Here is a 19,774-nt window from a genome sequence, read left to right on the forward strand (position 1 = left end):
ATCAGCTTTTGTGTAAGCCTAATAATCTAAGAATAACCAATAGCTGCCCGGTGTGATAGGAAGTGTGTTCAATTACCAGCATGATTTCCCTCAGCAGGCTATGGTTTTCGCCATTTTTTACTGGTTCCATCAGTTTATTTTTGGGATTAAGGATAAAATCCTCAAAATCCTTACGGCATTCAAAGTAATCGGCTTTCAGGTCTTCCCAGTCTTCTTCAGATTCGGGAGCAGGATTTTCAGGCCAGTAATCATCTGGCCAGTTTCCACTTTTATACTCTTCCGCAGTGCAATATTCAATGATATCTTTTTGAGCATAATGGATATGGTAAAACAGCTCGTAAAAGGAATAGGGTAAGGATTGCGGTCGCTTCCCTATTTCTTCAAAAGGAATTTCATCCAGGAATTTACCCAGGGACAAATATGCCTCTCCTCCCTGAAGATGCTTAATTAATTGTTTTTTTACCTCTTTTTCTGAAGCCATATTAAACTCTGCCTTTTAGTGCGTTAAAAGCCCATGAAATTGCGAAAAATCCTATTCCTACTACTGAAAATCCTATAGCATAATCCAGGTATTTTAATACTCCCAGTAAAATAACTGCTGCCCCTATGATGAACAGCACGAATGAAGCCCAACCGAAAATGGTATTTTTGTTCATTCCCATAGCATTTCAATTTAGAACAATGTGCAGCTATTTAAATTCTGCATTTCAATTTTACAATAGACTTGATTTTGTATTTTAGCTAAAAACCAATTTAAGGGAGTTTTTCCTGAATGTGTCTTAAAAATATACCAATATTTTTTGGTAACATTTCAAAAAGGCTAAAAAAGATAAGAAAACGATGAGTATCAACTTCAATAAGAATGAAGACCATAATAAACTTCTGGTTGCTGACCTGAACCATAAATTAAAAACAGTTAAGAAGGGTGGCGGGGAGAAAAGAATTGAAAAACACCATGGAAAAGGCAAAATGACTGCCCGCGAAAGAATTGATTTTCTATTGGATGAAGGCAGGGAGAGTATTGAAATTGGAGCGTTTGCAGGAGAAGGAATGTACAAGGAACACGGCGGCTGCCCAAGTGGCGGGGTTATTGTGAAAATTGGCTACGTCTCCGGCAAACAATGCATCGTTGTTGCTAATGATGCCACGGTTAAGGCAGGCGCATGGTTTCCTATTACCGGGAAGAAGAATTTGAGGGCCCAGGAAATTGCCATAGAAAACCGGTTGCCCATTATTTACCTGGTGGATAGTGCGGGAGTTTTTCTTCCTATGCAGGATGAGATTTTTCCCGATAAAGAGCATTTTGGAAGGATATTTAGAAATAACGCGGTAATGAGCAGCATGGGAATTACCCAGATTGCTGCTGTTATGGGCAGTTGTGTAGCCGGCGGCGCGTATTTGCCCATTATGAGTGATGAAGCCCTTATTGTTGAAAAAACAGGCAGCATTTTTCTCGCAGGAAGTTACCTGGTAAAAGCAGCGATTGGCGAAACCATAGATAACGAAACTCTTGGTGGGGCAACCACTCATACTGAAATTAGTGGCGTTACAGATTATAAAGCTAAAAATGACGCTGATGCCCTGGAAAAAATTCAGAATATTATGGATAAGATCGGCGAGTTTGAAAAAGCCGGTTTTAACCGAAAAAAAGCGGCTAAACCCAAAGAAGATGAAAATGAAATCTTCGGAATTTTGCCTAAAAAGAGAAGCGACCAGTATGACGCTATGGAAATTATCAAGCGCCTGGTGGACAATTCTGAATTTGAAGAATATAAAGCAGGGTATGGACAAACCATTATTACCGGTTATGCCCGTATTGATGGCTGGGCCGTAGGAATAGTGGCCAATCAACGTAAAATTGTAAAGACCAAAAAAGGCGAGATGCAGTTTGGCGGCGTGATCTATTCAGACTCTGCAGATAAGGCAACCCGTTTTATTGCAAATTGCAACCAGAAGAAAATTCCGCTGGTTTTTCTCCAGGACGTGACCGGATTTATGGTGGGAAGCAAAAGCGAGCACGGCGGGATTATTAAAGATGGTGCCAAAATGGTGAATGCGGTAAGCAATTCTGTAGTTCCAAAATTCACCGTTATTATTGGCAATTCCTACGGCGCTGGAAATTATGCCATGTGCGGTAAAGCTTACGACCCTCGCCTTATTTTCGCCTGGCCTAGCGCAGAACTTGCTGTTATGGGCGGCACCCAGGCGGCAAAGGTACTGGCCCAAATAGAAACCGCCGCAATGGCTAAAAAGGGAGAAAAAGTAGATGAAGAAAAAGAAAAGGAAGTTTTTGAAAAACTGAAGGCAAAATATGATGAGCAAACTTCGGCTTATTACGCCGCTGCCCGGCTGTGGACAGACGCGGTTATAAATCCGCTGGAAACCCGTAAATGGATTTCAATGGGAATAGAAGCCGCCAACCATGCTCCAATTGAGAAAGATTTTAACATGGGGGTAATTCAAACTTAATTTCAGGAAATAATCATCAAATTAATATCTTTATTCTTTAAAAGTACCGACTTTAATACTGTTTAAAATGAGAGAAATAACACTTAAAATTCCGGATAAAAAGCTAAGTTTTTTCTTGGAACTAGTGGAGCAGTTAGGCTTTGAAATTTCCAGGGACAGCATAGCTCCTTCCGAAGAGCACAAATCTATAGTGAGAAAAAGAATGGCACAATCCGGCCAGAATCCAGAGCGCCTTTTGAATTGGGAGAACGAGCAGGATAATTTCAGATTTAATGAATGAATTCCTCATCAAACTAGAACCTGAGGTTACAAATGATATTCAGGAAGGAATTAACTGGTACAATAAGCAACAACAAGGGCTGGGACCTCTATTTTATGTAGAAGTAAGAACTGCTTTTAATAGCTTAAAAATTAATCCATATTATCAAATTCGGTATGACAAGGTACGTTGCCTTCCAATAAAAAAATTCCCTTATATGATCCATTTCACCATTTCTGAAAAAGAAAATTTAATTATTATCCGTGGAGTTTTCAACACTTCAGATTCTCCAGAGAAATGGAAAAGAAATAAGTAATTTATTATGCCCGGGCACAGTAATCATTTTAACAAAATTTAAAAATATGAGAGTTGTTTTTTTTCTCAGTCTACTATTTTTCAGCCTTAATACTTTTTCCCAGGTACTAAGCGATAAAGAAGGAAAATATACAGAAGCGGATACGTTAAGAGGCTCGCTGAGGCCGGAAAGAAATTATGATGCTTTAAAATATCATCTTCAGCTAAGAGTGGTGCCTGATGAAAAATTTATTTCAGGTTCCAATACCATTACCTTCAGAACTGAAGAAAAGTTGCCGGTAATGCAGGTAGACCTTTTTGAAAATATGAAAGTAGATTCTATTGTTCATAAGGGCACAAAGCTGAAGTATAACCGGAAATACAACGCGGTTTTCATCAATTTTGACAAGCCCCTGAGGAAAGGAAAAAAAGATTCTATCCGGTTTTATTATTCCGGTAACCCGGTGGTAGCCAAACGCCCGCCATGGGATGGCGGCTTTATATGGACCCAGGATGAAAAAGGAAACCCATGGGTTTCTGTGGCGGTACAGGGAACCGGTGCCAGTTTGTGGTACCCCAATAAGGATCACCAAAGTGACGAGCCGGAAGAAGTATTGAGTGAAATTGAAGTTCCCACCGGCCTTACCAATGTCTCCAACGGCAGGTTATTAGGCAGCAAAGATTTAAAAGACGGTTATACGCGCTGGAAATGGAAGGTTTCCAACTCAATTAACAATTATGATGTTATTCTGAATGTTGGAAAATATGCCCATTTTCATGACACCTTTAAAGATCTGGACCTGGATTACTATGTGCTCGAGTACAATCTGGAAAAAGCAAAAAAACAGTTTGAGGAAGTACAGCCGATGATGGCCTGTTTTTATGAAAAAATGGGGCCTTACCCTTTTCCTGAAGACGGATACAAACTTGTTGAAACCCCGTATTTGGGAATGGAACACCAAAGTGCAGTGGCTTATGGCAATAAATATATGAAAGGTTACCTGGGAAATGACCTTTCCGGCACCGGGCTAGGCCTTACCTGGGACTATATTATCATCCATGAATCAGGTCATGAATGGTACGGCAACAGCATCACTTCAAAAGATATTGCCGATATGTGGATTCATGAAGGTTTTACCACCTATACTGAAGGTATTTATGTGGAATGCCAGGAGGGCAAGGAAGCCGCTTTAAAATACCTAAAAGGCCTTAGAAGAAATATCGGGAATCAAAGTCCGATAATTGGCGATTACGGAGTGAATTCCGAAGGTTCAGGAGATATGTATGCCAAAGGAGCCAATCTTTTGAATACCCTTCGCAGTATTTATAAAAATGACGAGCTTTGGTGGAGCACTCTTAGGGCCTATACCAAAGAATTCAGGCATCAAACCATTACCACACAACAGGCAGAAGATTTTTTCAATGAACCTGTTGCCACCAATCTTCAGCCGGTATTCGACCAGTATTTAAGGAATAGTCACCTTCCCGAGCTTCAATTTAAAAAAGAAGGAAATACGATTTCCTACCGCTGGGATGCAGATGTGCAGAATTTTGAAATGCCGGTAGATGTTTTTATTAAAGGAAAGGAAAAAAGGTTAACGCCCACCGAAAACTGGCAAAAATTCCAGCAGCCTTTAAGCAAAGAAGATATTAAGGTAAATGACCTGGAATTTTATATTAATTCTTCTTTTGTAGAATAAGTTTAGAGTTACAAAGAATAAGCAGATTTGGAAATCAATTTATCCAACTCTGCTTTTTACCGTATTTTCCCGGTGGATTTTGCCTGAAGAAGTTTCCTCAAATTTCTCGATAAGATAAATTTTCTTCGGAATTTCGTATTTACTGAGAGAATCCAATTCTTTTATGCTCTGCGTTAAAGAATCCAGCAACTCTTCAGAAAAATCATTTTCCACGAAGAGTACCAGTCTATCTCCCAGGGAATCATCGGGAAGAGAAGTGATGAAAAACCGCTGATGGACCACCGGACTAATCTTCTTTTCAACCTCTTCAGGATAAATTTTAATTCCGCCGGTATTTATCACATTATCGATCCTTCCCTTCCACTGAAATTTTTTGTAAGTAAGAATATCCACAATATCATTGGTCACCACTACGTCATCTGAAAGTTTGGGAGCCTTAATTACCAGGCAGCCCCGGCTGTCTTTAGAAATATTGATATTGGGCAATACTTTAAACGTCCTTTCCTCATCTTTTCTTTTAACAGGATTGAGCCTGCGGGCAGCGATATGAGTAACAGTTTCTGTCATACCATAAGTTTCATAAACCTTGGTTTCAAGATCCCTTACCATGTCTTTAATCCTAAAGGAAACTGCTCCCCCACCCACGATGAGTTTTTTAATTAGATGAAGCCGTCCCACCGAATTATCCAGCTGAAAAGGCGTCATTGCGCAAAAATCATAACGCTTAAAAACCTGGTCAAGAGGATTAGATGAAGGAGGGATAATATCAAGTTGCCAGCCAAGGACCATTGCCCGCACCAGCATCATTTTACCAGCGATATAAGTTGCAGGAAGGCAAAGCAGGGCCGTTGTTTTCTCCGGAAGGCCGAAAAATTTTGAAGTAGCCAGGGCAGAATTTACCATGTGCTCTTTTTTAAGTTCTATTTCTTTAGGTTTCCCTGTAGAGCCCGAGGTTTTACTGGTTATAAAAGAGGAAGGTTTTAACCATTCCAGCAAAAATGTTCCTAACTTTTCTTCAAAAGCTTCTCCTTCTTTTATAAAGCTATAGGCTACCTGCCGGAGTTCGGCGTTGGAAAAATGTTTCTTGTTCAGCCTGAAATCGGGGTGAGTTTCCGGTATCCTGTATTTATCCATCATAGCCCAAACCTAAAAGGAATTCTTTCTATGCCGGAAGTTAACAAATAGCCCGGATAATTTTAAGATTTTTTAGAAAATTTTAAGGATTTAATGGTACGATTTTTCCGAATAATTTATTTTTCCAGTCTTTCCAGCCATATTTTTTTGCAAGGATAAACAAGAAAAGAGGATAGATAATAAAAAGAGGGGCAAGAACATCCCATCCTGCCGAAGGTTCAGATACGTCCTTTAGAATAGAATCGGTCTGGAACGCTGTCCAGTCTGCAGTAACCAGTAAAGCTGTTACAAGATTATTGGCCGCATGAAAGCCCAATGCCAGTTCCAGCCCTTCATCCATAAGGGTAATAATGCCCAGCATAAATCCTGTGCCTATATAATAGAGCATGATAATATTACCAAGTTTGGTAACTTCGGGGTTAAAATAATGCAGCCCTCCAAAAATAACTGAAGTAACAATAAGCGGCACCCAACGGTTCTTAGCGAGTAAACCCAAGCCCTGCATAAGATATCCACGGAAAAAATATTCCTCAAAACTCGTTTGTAAAGGGATTAACAAAACTGAAATAACTACAAGGTACAGAAAGGGTTCCAGCTTAAAATTAAAGAGGTAATCCCCGGGATTGCTGTAGTAATCAATAACTATAAGCACAGTGTTAACCACCGCTACAAGTATAAAGGCAAAAGCGAACCTGCCCCAATCCACTTTTTTTCGCGAGGTGGTTAAAGCTTTAACAGGCTGCCGGTGAACATATTTCACCCAAAAGAGAAGTGCGCCAAGAAAGAGGACAAAAGCACTTAAATTTTCTGCCAAAACACGGTTTGCTCCTTTGCGGGCTATTTCTTCCTGCATAAACTGGTTCACATCAATTTCAAAAAATGCAACCGCAAGATAATTGAGGGCCATGAGCCCGAAGAAAAGAATAGGAATTACCAGATATTTCCAAAAAGACTGAGAATACTTAGAAGCCTGAGCTATAAACATACTTTTAAATAAGATTAACGTTCCAGGATTTCCCCGGGTTGTATTTTATTTTCCCGTTTTCGACCTCCAGCGGAGAATCAAAATTGTTGGTGTAAAGGCTTCCGGTGCCAAGCCCCTGAGGCATTTCGTTCTTTTTTGTAAACGTCCACTGCGAAATTGCATTTAAACCTACATTGCTTTCCAAAGCACTCGTAATCCACCAGCCGGTATCATTTTGCTCCGCGAGTTCAAGCCATTCCTGAGTTCCTCTAAAGCCACCAATTAAGCTGGGCTTAAAGATCACGTACTGTGGCTGTATAGTTTGTATCAGGTTACGCCTTTTTGTTACATCAAAAACGCCTATCAATTCTTCATCTAAAGCAATTGGCAATGGAGTCCTGGCACAAAGATTTGCCATTTCCTGAGGTTGGCCCTGTTTCACAGGCTGTTCTATGCTATGAATTTCAAAGTCACTCAGTTTTTTTAGTTTTTCCAGGGCTTCAGCCGGAGCAAATGCACCATTCGCATCTACCCGTAATTCAATTTCTGCTGAAGAAAACTGGCGGCGAATATATTTTAGAAGATCAAGTTCAGCTTCAAAATCAATCGCGCCTATCTTTAATTTTATACAATGAAAACCTGCTTTAATTTTTTCTTCAATTTGGGATTTCATGAAACTTTTCTCACCCATCCATATAAGGCCGTTAATGGGGATGGCACTTTCTCCCGTTGTAAATTCTGAAGGGTAAAGTTCAAAGGGATTTGAAGCATGAAAAGACCTGAAAGCCATCTCCACACCAAATTGTATGCTGGGAAACTCCTGTAACTGTTGCAGGAGTTTTTCTTCTCCAATATGGATGTTTGCACAAACCCATTTCAGCTTTTCCTCATAATCCGGCCGGTCATCTATACTTAAACCCCGCAGGAGGCCGCATTCTCCTATTCCCTTTTTATCTTCTTCGGAAATTATAAGGAACCAGGTTTCTTTTGTAGTAAGAACGCCCCGTGAAGTTCCACTGGGGCGTTTAAAGGTTAGGGTGTATTGCTTATAGGAAGCTTTCATTTTCGACTATTCGATAATTGGATTTTTGGATTTTTGATTTTTGATTTTTGATTTTTGATTTTTGAAAATTTAAAAGGATTTAATTCAAGGTAGACCTAAATTTTCAAGTCATTTTAATAATTGCTTCTAATTTCGATCGCAAATCTAAAAGATGCTCTTTACTTAGAAAACCTAAATCATTGGCAATTAACATCTGCGTCTCTATCTCATAACATGAACCAATCGCTATTTGTAAAAATCTGCTAAAATCTTTAGCCGAATCCCTTGAAGCACCTTCTGCAATATTTGAAGGTATAGAAACACTAGCCCTTCTTAGCTGATTTACGAGCCCAAATTTTTCTCCTTCAGGAAAATCTTCGGTAACCTTATATATATCTTTACAAAAGCTTCGGCTCTTTTTCCATATTTCCAGCTCTTAGAACCTGTGCATATTTATAAGATACCTACTAATCTAGCGATTCTAATCATCCAACATTCTAAATACAAATCATAGCTCTATACTTTCTCCAATTTCCAGCAGCATTAAATCCTTCCCTTTTTCGTAGAATTTCTTCTTGTCTTCCTCATGATCAATCTCAATGTAACCAAAAGTATCGTAGTGGCAGCCCAGAACCTTCTCGCATTCCACAAAATCACTGGCCACTATAGCATCTTCCACTCCCATGGTGAAATTATCTCCTATTGGCAGTACGGCAAGATCCAATTTAGTGGTCATAGGAATGAGTTTCATATCCATGGTTAATGCGGTATCGCCGGCAATATAAATATTTTTATGTTCACTTTCTATCACAAATCCTCCTGGCTGGCCGCCGTATGAACCATCAGGGAAGGAACTGGTGTGGATGGCATTTACATACTTCACATTTCCAAATTCAAAATCCCAGCTTCCGCCGTGATTCATCGGGTGAACTTCTATGCCTTTTTCTTCATAATGATTGGCAATTTCAAAATTGGCTACAATTACTGCACCTGTATTTTTAGCGATTTCTTCAGCATCCAGGGTATGATCCTGGTGTGCATGGGTAAGGAGGATAAAGTCTGCCTTCAAATCTTTAATATCAATTTTATCTTTAGCCAGTTCGTTTCCTGAAATAAAAGGATCTACAAGAACATCTACATCTCCTATCTTAAGCCCAAGGGCATTTTGTCCATAAAAAGTAATTTTCATAACTGTATTTTTAAGGTTTACTCCTAAAAATAAGGATTAGGAGAAAGATGCACCGATTGGCAAAATATATAATTTTGTTAAACTTGGCGCTTTTACCATATTTGTCCTATTCCGAAGAGAACCGCGGCTGCAAAGGTAGAGAGTGATAAAATTTTAAGTTCCGGATCAAGCATCATAGGAGCTGTATTCCCATAGACTCTTTTTATGTGGAAGATTAGCGGAATAAATGCCAGCAGATATAACAGGTCCATAAAATCTTTAAAAGAAAAAACGGTGTAAAGAGAAAGACAAACAAATGCTGAAAAAATAAGGGAATAGTGATAGATTTTTGCCCTGGCTCCGCCTAGTTTTACAACCAGGGTATTTTTTCCGGACTTTTCGTCGGAAACCCTGTCCCGCATATTGTTCAGGTTTAAAACTCCGGCACTCAGGAAACCGAAAGCCGCGGCAGGAAAGATTACTTTCCACTCCCAAATATGGGCATAAAGAAAATAGGAACCGTAAACCGCTACCAGGCCGAAAAATATAAATACGAACACATCACCAAGTCCGCGATATCCATACGCCGAAGTTCCCACAGTGTACTTTATAGCCGCCGCGATGGCTCCTAATCCTAACAGAAAAAAAACAATCGCGAAAACAAAATTTTCAGTTCCAAAAGCAGCATATATAAGCAGCAGGGCAAGAATTAAGGTGAGTATTGTGGTGACTACAATGGCCCTAAGCATCTCCTTCTGACTTATAATTCCACTCTGCAGCGCCCGCATTGGCCCTACCCTATCTTCATTATCGGTTCCTTTAACGCCATCTCCATAATCGTTGGCAAAATTGGATAAAACCTGTAAACCTAAAGTGGTTCCCAGGGCAAGACAAAAAACACCAATATCAAAAAAACCTTTTTCCACGGCTATGGCAGTACCTGCTAAAATTCCTGAAAGTGATAAGGGCAGGGTTCTTAATCTCGCGGCACTAATCCATGATTTAATTTTTTTCATTGATTAATGCATTATTTTTACTAGTAATTCTTTGAGCAAATCTCCCTGCGAAATATTTACTGCTCCAACTCCTTTGCTTTTCACATCGGTTTCATGCAACATGGCTATGACCGCACTTACTTTTTTCATGGGATAATTTTTGGCGCCGGTAACATAATCACTTACAAAATAAGGACTTACTTTTAACTGTTTTGCCACGTTGGCTTTGGACTTATCGGGAAGTCCGTGATACTGAAGCAATTGAGAAAAATAGGAGAACAACAACGAAATGGTTACTACAATTGGATTATCCCTTGGATTCTGAGCAAAGTAATTAACAATGCGGTGCGCCTTAAGCGAGTCCTTCATTCCAATTGCCTTTCGTAATTCAAAGTTGTTGAAATCTTTGCTAATTCCTATATTTTCTTCTATTAATTCCGGAGTAATTAGTGTTCCTTTAGGTGAAATAAGCTGTAACTTCTGAAGTTCATTATCTATTTTACCCAAATCTATTCCCAGAAATTCCACCAGCATTTGCGCCGCTTTTGGAGAAATACTGTACTCTCTGGATTTTAAGGTGTCCTGAATCCATCCGGCGACCTGATTTTCATAAAGCCGTTTGCTCTCGAAAATCACCCCCGACTTTTTTACGGCTTTGTATAATTTTTTTCGCTTATCAATTTTTTTATACTTGTAGCACATTACCAGCGTGGTGGTGTGCTGCGGTTTTTCAGCATAATCAACCAGGTTCTCAATAGTTCGGGAAAGGTCCTGCGCTTCTTTTACAATGATCACCTGGCGCTCGGCCATCATGGGATATCTTTTAGCGTTGCTTATAATATCGTCTATAGAAACATCCCGCCCGTACAGGGTCATTTGGTTAAAACCCTTTTCTTCTTCTTTTAATACATTATCAGCAATAAAATCGGCAATTTTATCTATGTAATAAGGCTCCTCACCCATCAGAAAATAAATGGGATCTATTTTACCGTTTTTTATATTATTTACAATTTGTCTTGCTTCTTCCATCAGGTTACCAAACTTTCATTCCACGCTGAAATCTCTATTTTTTCAGGCTGAATTTTTTATTCTTTCTTATTTTTGGCGCATGCAAGCACTCAATTTCCCGCATTATAAATTTCGGTTCAAAAATAGTCAAAATAAAACAGCTGTTTTTGACAAACTGCGGAAAAAGTTCGTGATCCTTACTCCGGAAGAATGGGTAAGACAAAATTGTGTAAGGTTCCTTTCAGAAGAAAAAAAATATCCGGAAAGCTTTATTAATGTTGAAAAACAACTAAAAATTGGCGATCTAACCAAACGTTACGATATTGTAGTTTTTAACAACAACGGCAGTATAAATCTTGTTGTAGAATGCAAAGCCCCAAAAATCAGTATCACACAAGACACTTTTGACCAGATCGCCAGGTACAACATGAGCCTTAACGCAAATTATTTAATGGTTACCAATGGCATTGTACACTATTTTTGCCAGATGGATTACCAGAATGAAAAATATAAATTCCTGCCCGAAATTCCCGCTTATAACAATAGACTATAGACGGTAGACTTTAGACCTTAGAAAAAAGAGGAGAGAGGAAAGAGGAGAGACAACACATAACAAAGACAATCTAGAAACAACCATGACCACAGCTGTAGTAATTTTAAACTGGAACGGGAGGACGCTTCTGGAAAAATTCCTCCCTTCGGTTGTATCTTTATCTCCAGAAGCTAATGTTTATGTGGCAGATAACGCTTCTACAGATGGTTCTGTAGATGTTGTTAAGCAGAAATTCCCGGAAGTAAAGATCATACAGAACAGAGAAAACGGCGGCTATGCCAGAGGCTATAATGAAGCGCTGAAGGATTTGGAAGAAGAAATTTTAATTCTCCTGAACAGCGATGCAGAAGTCACCCCTGGCTGGCTGCGGCCAATCCTGGAAATTTTTGAAAATGAAAATAATGTTGCTGCGGTCCAGCCAAAAATTTTAGACTATAACCGTAAGAACTATTTTGAATATGCCGGTGCTGCAGGAGGATACCTGGATAAGTACGGCTACGCCTTTTGCCGCGGAAGGATATTTGAAACGCTTGAAGAAGATCACGGGCAGTACAACAATGTGGCAAATATTTTTTGGGCCAGCGGCGCATGTTTCGCCATTAAAAACCAAGTTTTTAAAAAAGCGGGAGGTTTTGATGAAGATTTTTTTGCACACCAGGAGGAGATAGACCTTTGCTGGAGGCTTAATAACCTGGGATACCGTATAAAATTTGCCGGGAATTCCTCAATTTATCATGTTGGTGGAGCCACTTTAAGCAACATAAATCCCAGGAAAACGTATTTTAACTTCAGGAACAATCTTTACCTGCTGCTTAAAAATTTGCCTTCTTCGCAGTTAATCCCGATTTTACTGATGAGAATGGTCCTGGATGGACTGGCTGCTTTTAGGTTTCTGGCGCAGGGAAAATTCAGTCATTTTTTTGCAATTTTCAGGGCACACCTGTCTTTCTACAGCCATTTTTCAGCAATAAGAAACAAGCGTAAAAATATTGCTCACAAGAAAGAATATTTTAGAATTAATTCAATCGTATCTTCCTATTTTATAGCAGGTAAAAGAAAATTTACAGATTTAAAAAATTAAGCCCAAAGAATTGTTAAATCTGCTTTTTAGCTTAGCTTTTTTTTGATACTTTTGGCATCATCTAACATTAATAATATTATCAAATTATGAGAAAAATCATGCTTTTGTCGGCAACTGCCGCTATTGTGCTCTCTTCATGCGTTTCCCAGAAAAAATACGCTGAATTGGAAGCCAAGCAACAAGAGACCCAGGACCAGTTAAACACAGCAACCGTAAAGTTAAACTCTTGTCTGGATGATAAAGAAAATCTTAACAGGCAGATTACCACCTTAAACAATACCAATGCTGCATTACTAAATAACGTAGGGGATCTTGCCACCTTATCTAAAAAAGAGGCTGAGAACCTTGAACGTTCCCTGGAGAGCATCAAAGAAAAAGACATGGCTATTAAAACCATGCGTGATGCTATTAACAAAAAAGATTCTGTAACCCTTGCCTTGGTAACCAGCCTTAAAGGTGCTTTAGGTAACCTTAATGATGAGGATATTGAAGTGAATGTTGAAAAAGGAGTGGTTTACGTATCTATTTCAGATAAATTATTATTTGAAAGTGGTCGCTATAACATCACTAACAGAGCTAAAGAAGTTTTAGGGAAAGTTGCCACCGTGGTAAAAAACAAACCAGATATCGATTTTATGGTTGAAGGCCATACCGATGACAATCCAATTAACACCAATTGTCTTGAGGATAACTGGGATCTTAGTGTAAAAAGAGCTACTTCTGTAGTAAGAGTGCTTCAGGATGAATTTGGAGTAGACCCTAAGCGAATGACTGCAGCAGGGAGAAGTGAATACATTCCTGTAGCTGCTAACGAATCTGCTGATGGTCGAGCAAAAAATAGGAGAACACGTATTGTTGTACTTCCAAAACTTGATCAATTCTACGGAATGATTGAAGAAGGCATGAAAGAAGCCAACCAGGCTACAGAAAATCAGGATTAATACTTGCCTACACGCCAAAAAGAATGGACAACCCCGCCAATGTGCGGGGTTTATTATTGAAGAATATTCATCAAAAATTTGATCCAGATCAAAATTATTTAAACGTTTTTCAAAAAGGTTAATATTTTTAACAATCTTTCTTCCCTTTCCTACGAATCATCTTCTATATTTGGCTCTGAAATTTTTAACCACAAAAACATATTAAATGAAAAGTACTAAATTAAAAGTTGCTTTGTTAGCCTTATCCCTTGGAGTGGCAACAGTTTCCTGTGAGAAAGACACTATGGAAGAAGTAGGGAACACCCCGTCAACCCAATCGGTGAATAATAAAAAAGGTTTTCCAGAGCTTAGGCCTCAGGATACCAAAGCTGCAGCTGTTGAAACAAGTGAGAATCTGGGAGTTTTATTTCGTAATGCCGTAGCACCTTCAGAGTGTGGAACTACAGAGCTTACCACGGTTCAGAATAAATACATTAACGCCATTATAAAAGATCCAATAGCTTTAGCCAACAACGGAATCTATTCAGATCTTAATTATTACTACAGCTATTACCTTGCCGATGGCGATCAGTATTTTGGTGAAGATGGCGATTACACCAAACTGATGATTAAAAGACAGCGTGAGCTAGAAAAATTCTGGGATATGCCGGTAGAAATTCAGGTTAATGGCCAGCATACTGCCACCTTAAACGACAGGGATAAAATTGCTGAAGTTTTTGAAACTTTCTTTGGTTACAGAGTTAATGGCGTATTTGTTCCTTTAACCACAGAACAGGCTTATGAAGAGGCAGATTATCTTATATCTTTAAATGAGGCTTCTCCAAACTTACCGGAAAATCCATATTTTGCCACAGATGGATTTGCATCTACAAACCGTACCATTGTTATTGGTGATGGTTTACCAACATGGTTGGCAGAAACAGGTATCGACGAAGGAATTGTTTGGACGGGTATCCTTTCTCACGAATGGGCTCATGAAGTACAATTTTTAAACAGAAGTCAATGGTATCCTAATGGTGCCGCACCAGATCCTGCTGCAGCAACAAGGTATACTGAACTTGAAGCCGACTTCATGGCTGCTTATTTTATGACACATAAAAGAGGTGCTACCTATAACTGGAAAAGAGTTGAAGAGTTTTTTGATCTTTATTTCCAGATTGGAGATTGCGGATTTACAAGCAGTGGACACCACGGTACTCCACTTCAAAGAATGGAAGCTGCCCGTTTAGGATACGAGCTTGCAGACAGCGCTCAAAAGCAGGGACACATCCTTACACAACAGGAAGTTCATGAAGCTTTTGTTTCTGTAGTTGGAAGCATTGTAGACTAACAAGATCATATTATATGCTTACTAAAAAAGCCTCCTGTTTACGGGAGGCTTTTTATTTTAAGCTTGTCAATAACAAAACAGTTTAGTCCAAAATCTACATAATTTCCACACTACCTTTTCCCTCTCTTATTACTTCAGGACTAGCTGTTGTAAGATCTATAACTGATGAAGGAATATTATCTCCATACCCACCATCTATTACAATATCTACCAGATGGTCCCATTTTTCTTTTATTAATTCGGGATCTGTGGTATACTCCAGCACTTCATCATCGTCTTTAATAGAGGTGGATACTATAGGATTACCAAGGCCAGCTACAAGAGCTTTACAAATTGTATTATCGGGCACCCTTATTCCTACGGTTTTCTTTTTCTTAAAAACATTTGGCAAATTATTATTTCCCGGTAAAACAAAAGTATATGGGCCGGGCAAACAACGTTTTAATATCTTGAAAGTAGCGGTATCTATTTGTTTTACATAGTCTGAAAGGTTACTTAAATCTTCACAGATAAATGAGAAATTCGCTTTTTCCAGCTTTATCCCTTTTATCTGGGCAATTTTTTCCAGAGCCGCGGTGTTTGTTATGTCACAACCCAGCCCATAAACCGTATCGGTTGGATATATCACCAATCCCCCGTTCCTTAAGGTATCCACAACCTTTTTAATTTTATTCTGTTCCGGGTTTTCTTCGTAAATTTTTATTAATTCAGCCATATATTTTTAATTTAAAAATCTGAACAGGGTGCTATAGTATTAATTATTAGAATTAAGCCTTTTCCACCTCACTTTCAAGTTTCAGCACATGATCTCCATCTTCCTGTTCTATATATAAGGCTTTATTATCCTCTTTTCCGTGGCGTGTTACTTCGTTACCTTCAATTTTCCTGGTGACAGTTTTGGCAAATACAGATTTTACAGTACCTGTACCCTGACCATTTCCCCAGTTCCACTTCACTTTTGTGCCTTCCTTTACCATTTTTTTATTTTGAATATAAAAATAAACATATAGATAAAGATGCTCTATAACAGAAGTTTAACTCAAAAAAAACTCAGGAGAGCACCTTTAATTTGGCAAACCTCAGGAGTAATTTTTTAATCCCTCCGTTCTCAAAATCAATTTCTGCCTTTTGGTCCTGGCCAGCGCCTTCAATCTTCAACACCTTTCCTTTTCCAAAGCGCATATGCTCCACTTCATTTCCTGCGGAAAGGTCTACAGATTTTGTTGCTTTTACCGGTTCCGGCGAAGCAGGTTTTAATTTTCTCAACTTCCTAAGTTGTTGCTCGGTAGGTTTGTGGGCAGGCGGCGGCGTACCATTTTTTGGCTTGGTTTGCCTAAATTTACTTTTGTCAACTTCCCCAAAAATATCGGTATCTATAAGTGGTTTGTACTTATAATCGTCCTGCGGGATCATATAATCCAGGAACTTATCATCTATTTCTTCTATAAAGCGGCTGGGCTCCGCATCTACCAGTTTTCCCCAACGATAGCGGGATTGGGTGTAGGTGAGATATGCCTGGGTTTCAGCTCGTGTAAGAGCAACATAAAAAAGCCGGCGCTCTTCTTCCAGTTCGCTTCGGGTATTCATGCTCATTGCTGAAGGAAATAAATCTTCTTCCAAACCTACAATATAGACATAGGGAAATTCCAGTCCCTTTGCCAGGTGAATAGTCATTAAAGCCACCCGGTCTTCATCTGAAGTATCCTTATCCATATCTGTTGCCAGGGCCACATCTTCAAGAAATTCTGCCAAAGAACCTGTGGCATCTGCCAGTTCCTTTTGCCCTTCCACAAAATCGCGGATCCCGTTTAGCAGCTCTTCAATATTTTCAATTCTCGCAATCCCTTCGGGAGTGCCGTCCTTTTTTAATTCCTGTACAAGGCCTGTCTTTTTTGTCACGGTATCGGCCACTACAAAAGCATCAGCATTCTGGCTCAAAATGGTGAAACTTTTGATCATATTTACAAAGTTCTGAAGCTTATTTCGCGTACTGCTGTTTATTTTAAGGTCAAGATGATCCAGGTTTTCAATAACTTCAAAAAGTGATTTCCCATATTGGTTACCGGCAATACTCAGCCTGTCCATGGTGGTTTGGCCAATCCCTCTTGCAGGATAATTGATCACTCTTTTTAGCGCTTCTTCATCTTTAGGATTTGTTAATAGCCTTAAGTAAGAAAGTACATCTTTAATTTCCTTCCGCTGATAGAAAGAAAGGCCGCCGTATATACGGTAAGGGATGTCCTTTTTGCGCAATGCGTCTTCCATTGCCCTACTTTGGGCATTGGTACGGTATAAAATAGCAAAAGCACTATTGGGCAGCTGATTTTGCATCTTGGTTTCAAAAATAGAACTAGCTACAAACCTTCCTTCTTCCCCATCGGTAAGCAGCCGGTTGACCACAATTTTAGGACCTTCATCATTATCTGTCCAAACCACTTTTTCAAGTTTGGTTTTATTTTTATCAATTATCGAATTCGCGGCGTTTACAATGTTTTTGGTGGAACGGTAATTCTGTTCCAGGCGGTACATCTGAACATCGTCATAATCTTTCTGAAAATTCAGGATGTTGTTAATGTTCGCTCCGCGGAAGGCATAAATACTCTGGGCATCGTCCCCCACCACACAGATATTCTGAAATTTATCCGAAAGCGCCTTTACAATTAAATATTGTGAATGGTTGGTATCCTGGTACTCATCTACCAGGATATACCTAAAGCGGTTTTGATATTTATGCAATACTTCAGGAAAACGATTTAAAAGTTCATTGGTCTTCAGCAGTAAATCATCAAAATCCATCGCGCCGGCCTTAAAACATCTTTCCACGTAAGCCTGGTAAATTTCACCCATCCTGGGTTTTTTAGACATGGCATCGGCCTCCTGTAACTCCGGGTTTTGGAAATATGCCTTTACCGTGATCAGGCTGTTCTTGAAGGAAGAAATACGGTTATAAACCTGCTTGTATTTATAAACATCCTTATCCAGCCGCATATCTTTAATAATCGCACGGATAACACTTTGGGAATCCTGGGTATCATAAATGGTAAAATTGGAAGGATAACCCAGTTTTTCAGCTTCAAAACGAAGGATTTTTGCAAAAACAGAATGGAAAGTTCCCATCCATAAGTTTTTAGCTTCGCTGCTGCCCACGATTTTTGAAATCCTGTTCTTCATCTCACGGGCCGCTTTGTTGGTAAACGTAAGCGCAAGAATATTAAAAGGATCCACTCCCTGGTTCATGAGGTAAGCGATCCTGTAGGTAAGCACCCGCGTTTTGCCGGAACCAGCCCCCGCAATTACAATCATTGCACCATCTTTTTGCAGCACCGGAGCCCGCTGCGCATCGTTTAATTCCGCTATATAAGATTCCAAATTTTCCTTCTCTTTTAGGGCGTGAATTTAATCAAAAAAACATGTTTATAAAAACCTGCCGGAGCTTCTTACCAACAAATCAGGAAGGCGGAATTATGATCTAATCCATTTTTTGAATATCTTGGGCAGAAGGGTTTTTTGCTTTTTACTTTGAAACTAACCAAAACCTTATCTAAACTTAAAATATGAAACAATACTTCTCTTTTTTTCTTGTTTGCTTTTTGGCCGGATTTGCCTCTTATGCCCAAACAAATTTAAGTAAGGACATTGCTGCCATTGAAGATAAAGTTATTGAATGGCGAAGGAACATCCATCAACATCCAGAACTTTCCAACAGGGAATTTAAAACCGCCGAAAAAATCGCGGCGCACCTCAACCGGCTGGGGCTGGAAGTGGAAACCGGCGTTGGCAAAACCGGGGTGGTAGGAATCCTGAAGGGCAAAAATGAAGGGAAAACAGTAGCTCTACGTGCCGATATTGATGCTTTGCCGGTAACCGAAAGAAATGACCTCCCATTTAAATCTGAAGTAACTACAGAATTCCTGGGTTCCGAAACCGGGGTGATGCATGCCTGCGGCCATGATACCCACACCGCGATTTTAATGGGAGTGGCCGAGGTGCTTTCCAAACATAAAGACGAAATTAACGGGACGGTAAAATTTATCTTTCAGCCTGCGGAAGAAGGGCCGCCACCGGGAGAAGAAGGTGGCGCGGCCTTAATGATAAAAGAAGGTGTGTTAAAGAATCCTGATGTGGACGCTATTTTTGGGCTTCATATAGATTCTGAAGTTCCCGTTGGTACCATTACCTATAAACCTGAAGGCATCATGGCCGCCGTAGAACGCTTTGTGATTAATGTACAGGGGAAGCAAACCCATGGATCGCAGCCCTGGTCCGGGACAGACCCGATAATGATTTCAGCAAAAATTATAGACGGGCTGCAAACCATCATTAGCCGGGAAGCCAGGCTTACCGATGCGGCAGCAGTGATTACTGTAGGAAAAATTTCTGGCGGCGTGCGCTTTAATATTATTCCTGAAACAGTCGAGATGATTGGTACCGTAAGGACATTAGACCCCGAAAACAAGGAACTTATCTTAAGAAGGATGAAAGAAATGGTTCCTGCTCTTGCCGAAGCCTACGGCGCCAAAGCCACAATAGAAATCCAAAACAACACCTCTATTACTTATAATGACCCGGAACTAACCGAGGAAATGCTGCCAAGCCTGCAGAAAGTCGCCGGCAGTGAAAATGTGCAACTGGTGAAAGCCACCACCGGAGGCGAAGATTTTTCCTTTTTTCAGGAAAAAGTTCCCGGATTATATTTTTTCCTCGGCGGAAAACCTTTAAATTCTACCGAGGCGGCACCACATCATACTCCTGATTTTTATATTGATGAAAGCGGATTATTACTAGGGGTTAAAGCGATGTCGCAATTAGCAATAGATTACTTAAACCAGGGATAAA

The 19,774-nt window shown here is 39.7% G+C and carries 21 protein-coding genes; 9 read left to right on the forward strand and 12 right to left on the reverse strand.

What is annotated here, in order from left to right; genetic code table 11:
- Position 1: 1 nt before the first annotated feature.
- Both AB8M93_RS06695 and AB8M93_RS06700 read right to left on the reverse strand, forming a co-directional pair.
- Positions 2–481 (reverse strand): DinB family protein, encoded by a 480-nt coding sequence (locus AB8M93_RS06695; protein WP_373056804.1) that lies wholly within the window; start codon positions 479–481, stop codon positions 2–4.
- Between the two features lies 1 nt (position 482).
- Positions 483–662, reverse strand: a complete 180-nt coding sequence (locus tag AB8M93_RS06700) for a CAL67264 family membrane protein (RefSeq protein WP_373056805.1) — start codon at positions 660–662, stop codon at positions 483–485.
- Between the two features lie 178 nt (positions 663–840).
- Between AB8M93_RS06700 and AB8M93_RS06705 the strand changes: the two genes are divergently transcribed.
- The 4 genes from AB8M93_RS06705 to AB8M93_RS06720 all read left to right on the forward strand — a co-directional run bounded on the left by AB8M93_RS06705 (position 841) and on the right by AB8M93_RS06720 (position 4,722).
- Entirely contained in the window at positions 841–2,469 is a 1,629-nt protein-coding gene (locus AB8M93_RS06705) for an acyl-CoA carboxylase subunit beta (RefSeq protein ID WP_373056806.1), read from the forward strand.
- A gap of 67 nt (positions 2,470–2,536) precedes the next feature.
- Positions 2,537–2,749, forward strand: a complete 213-nt coding sequence (locus AB8M93_RS06710) for a hypothetical protein (RefSeq protein ID WP_373056807.1) — start codon at positions 2,537–2,539, stop codon at positions 2,747–2,749.
- A complete protein-coding gene (locus tag AB8M93_RS06715) occupies positions 2,742–3,044 on the forward strand; it encodes a hypothetical protein (protein ID WP_373056808.1) in 303 nt (100 codons plus the stop codon). Before AB8M93_RS06710 ends, AB8M93_RS06715 begins: the two co-directional genes overlap by 8 nt.
- Positions 3,045–3,090: 46 nt before the next feature.
- Positions 3,091–4,722 carry a M1 family metallopeptidase gene (locus AB8M93_RS06720; RefSeq protein ID WP_373056809.1) on the forward strand — a complete coding sequence of 544 codons (1,632 nt, stop codon included), beginning with the start codon at positions 3,091–3,093 and terminating at the stop codon, positions 4,720–4,722.
- Positions 4,723–4,761: 39 nt separating this feature from the next.
- On the opposite strand, the gene AB8M93_RS06725 is transcribed toward AB8M93_RS06720, so the two are convergent.
- The 7 genes from AB8M93_RS06725 to holA form a co-directional block, all read right to left on the reverse strand.
- On the reverse strand, positions 4,762–5,859 hold the full coding sequence (locus AB8M93_RS06725) for an AMP-binding protein (RefSeq protein WP_373056810.1): 1,098 nt from the start codon (positions 5,857–5,859) through the stop codon (positions 4,762–4,764).
- Between the two features lie 79 nt (positions 5,860–5,938).
- On the reverse strand, positions 5,939–6,841 hold the full coding sequence (locus AB8M93_RS06730; RefSeq protein ID WP_373056811.1) for a CPBP family intramembrane glutamic endopeptidase: 903 nt from the start codon (positions 6,839–6,841) through the stop codon (positions 5,939–5,941).
- 4 nt (positions 6,842–6,845) lie between these two features.
- A complete protein-coding gene (locus AB8M93_RS06735) occupies positions 6,846–7,883 on the reverse strand; it encodes an o-succinylbenzoate synthase (protein WP_373056812.1) in 1,038 nt (345 codons plus the stop codon).
- Between the two features lie 103 nt (positions 7,884–7,986).
- Positions 7,987–8,295: a four helix bundle protein gene (locus AB8M93_RS06740; RefSeq protein WP_373056945.1), complete on the reverse strand. Its 309-nt coding sequence runs from the start codon at positions 8,293–8,295 to the stop codon at positions 7,987–7,989.
- A gap of 75 nt (positions 8,296–8,370) precedes the next feature.
- Positions 8,371–9,051 carry a metal-dependent hydrolase gene (locus AB8M93_RS06745; protein ID WP_373056813.1) on the reverse strand — a complete coding sequence of 227 codons (681 nt, stop codon included), beginning with the start codon at positions 9,049–9,051 and terminating at the stop codon, positions 8,371–8,373.
- Between the two features lie 92 nt (positions 9,052–9,143).
- The gene (gene menA / locus AB8M93_RS06750) at positions 9,144–10,046 is read right to left on the reverse strand and encodes a 1,4-dihydroxy-2-naphthoate octaprenyltransferase (protein WP_373056814.1); all 903 of its coding nucleotides are present in this window, start codon (positions 10,044–10,046) and stop codon (positions 9,144–9,146) included.
- Positions 10,047–10,049: 3 nt separating this feature from the next.
- Positions 10,050–11,054 (reverse strand): DNA polymerase III subunit delta, encoded by a 1,005-nt coding sequence (gene holA, locus AB8M93_RS06755; RefSeq protein ID WP_373056815.1) that lies wholly within the window; start codon positions 11,052–11,054, stop codon positions 10,050–10,052.
- Between the two features lie 79 nt (positions 11,055–11,133).
- On the opposite strand from holA, the gene AB8M93_RS06760 reads away from it, so the two are divergent.
- The 4 genes from AB8M93_RS06760 (at position 11,134) to AB8M93_RS06775 (ending at position 14,938) form a co-directional block, all read left to right on the forward strand.
- Positions 11,134–11,586 (forward strand): type I restriction enzyme HsdR N-terminal domain-containing protein, encoded by a 453-nt coding sequence (locus AB8M93_RS06760; protein WP_373056816.1) that lies wholly within the window; start codon positions 11,134–11,136, stop codon positions 11,584–11,586.
- Positions 11,587–11,668: 82 nt separating this feature from the next.
- Positions 11,669–12,667, forward strand: coding sequence for a glycosyltransferase family 2 protein (locus AB8M93_RS06765; RefSeq protein WP_373056817.1), 999 nt, complete (start codon positions 11,669–11,671; stop codon positions 12,665–12,667).
- A gap of 86 nt (positions 12,668–12,753) precedes the next feature.
- A complete protein-coding gene (locus tag AB8M93_RS06770; protein ID WP_373056818.1) occupies positions 12,754–13,608 on the forward strand; it encodes an OmpA/MotB family protein in 855 nt (284 codons plus the stop codon).
- A 205-nt stretch (positions 13,609–13,813) separates the two neighbouring features.
- Positions 13,814–14,938, forward strand: coding sequence for a hypothetical protein (locus AB8M93_RS06775; RefSeq protein WP_373056819.1), 1,125 nt, complete (start codon positions 13,814–13,816; stop codon positions 14,936–14,938).
- Between the two features lie 94 nt (positions 14,939–15,032).
- On the opposite strand, the gene AB8M93_RS06780 is transcribed toward AB8M93_RS06775, so the two are convergent.
- The 3 genes from AB8M93_RS06780 to AB8M93_RS06790 all read right to left on the reverse strand — a co-directional run bounded on the left by AB8M93_RS06780 (position 15,033) and on the right by AB8M93_RS06790 (position 18,307).
- On the reverse strand, positions 15,033–15,653 hold the full coding sequence (locus AB8M93_RS06780) for an L-threonylcarbamoyladenylate synthase (protein ID WP_373056820.1): 621 nt from the start codon (positions 15,651–15,653) through the stop codon (positions 15,033–15,035).
- 52 nt (positions 15,654–15,705) lie between these two features.
- Positions 15,706–15,915, reverse strand: a complete 210-nt coding sequence (locus AB8M93_RS06785; RefSeq protein ID WP_373056821.1) for a hypervirulence associated TUDOR domain-containing protein — start codon at positions 15,913–15,915, stop codon at positions 15,706–15,708.
- Between the two features lie 73 nt (positions 15,916–15,988).
- Entirely contained in the window at positions 15,989–18,307 is a 2,319-nt protein-coding gene (locus AB8M93_RS06790; RefSeq protein WP_373056822.1) for an ATP-dependent helicase, read from the reverse strand.
- Between the two features lie 185 nt (positions 18,308–18,492).
- Here AB8M93_RS06790 and AB8M93_RS06795 point away from each other — a divergent pair, with 185 nt between their 5' ends.
- Complete coding sequence (locus AB8M93_RS06795) at positions 18,493–19,773, forward strand: amidohydrolase (RefSeq protein ID WP_373056823.1); 1,281 nt, start codon at positions 18,493–18,495, stop codon at positions 19,771–19,773.
- The last annotated feature ends 1 nt before the right edge of the window (position 19,774 follow it).

This window comes from Autumnicola aciditolerans (assembly GCF_041679265.1).
In the GTDB taxonomy this organism is placed as follows: Bacteria; Bacteroidota; Bacteroidia; order Flavobacteriales; family Flavobacteriaceae; genus Autumnicola.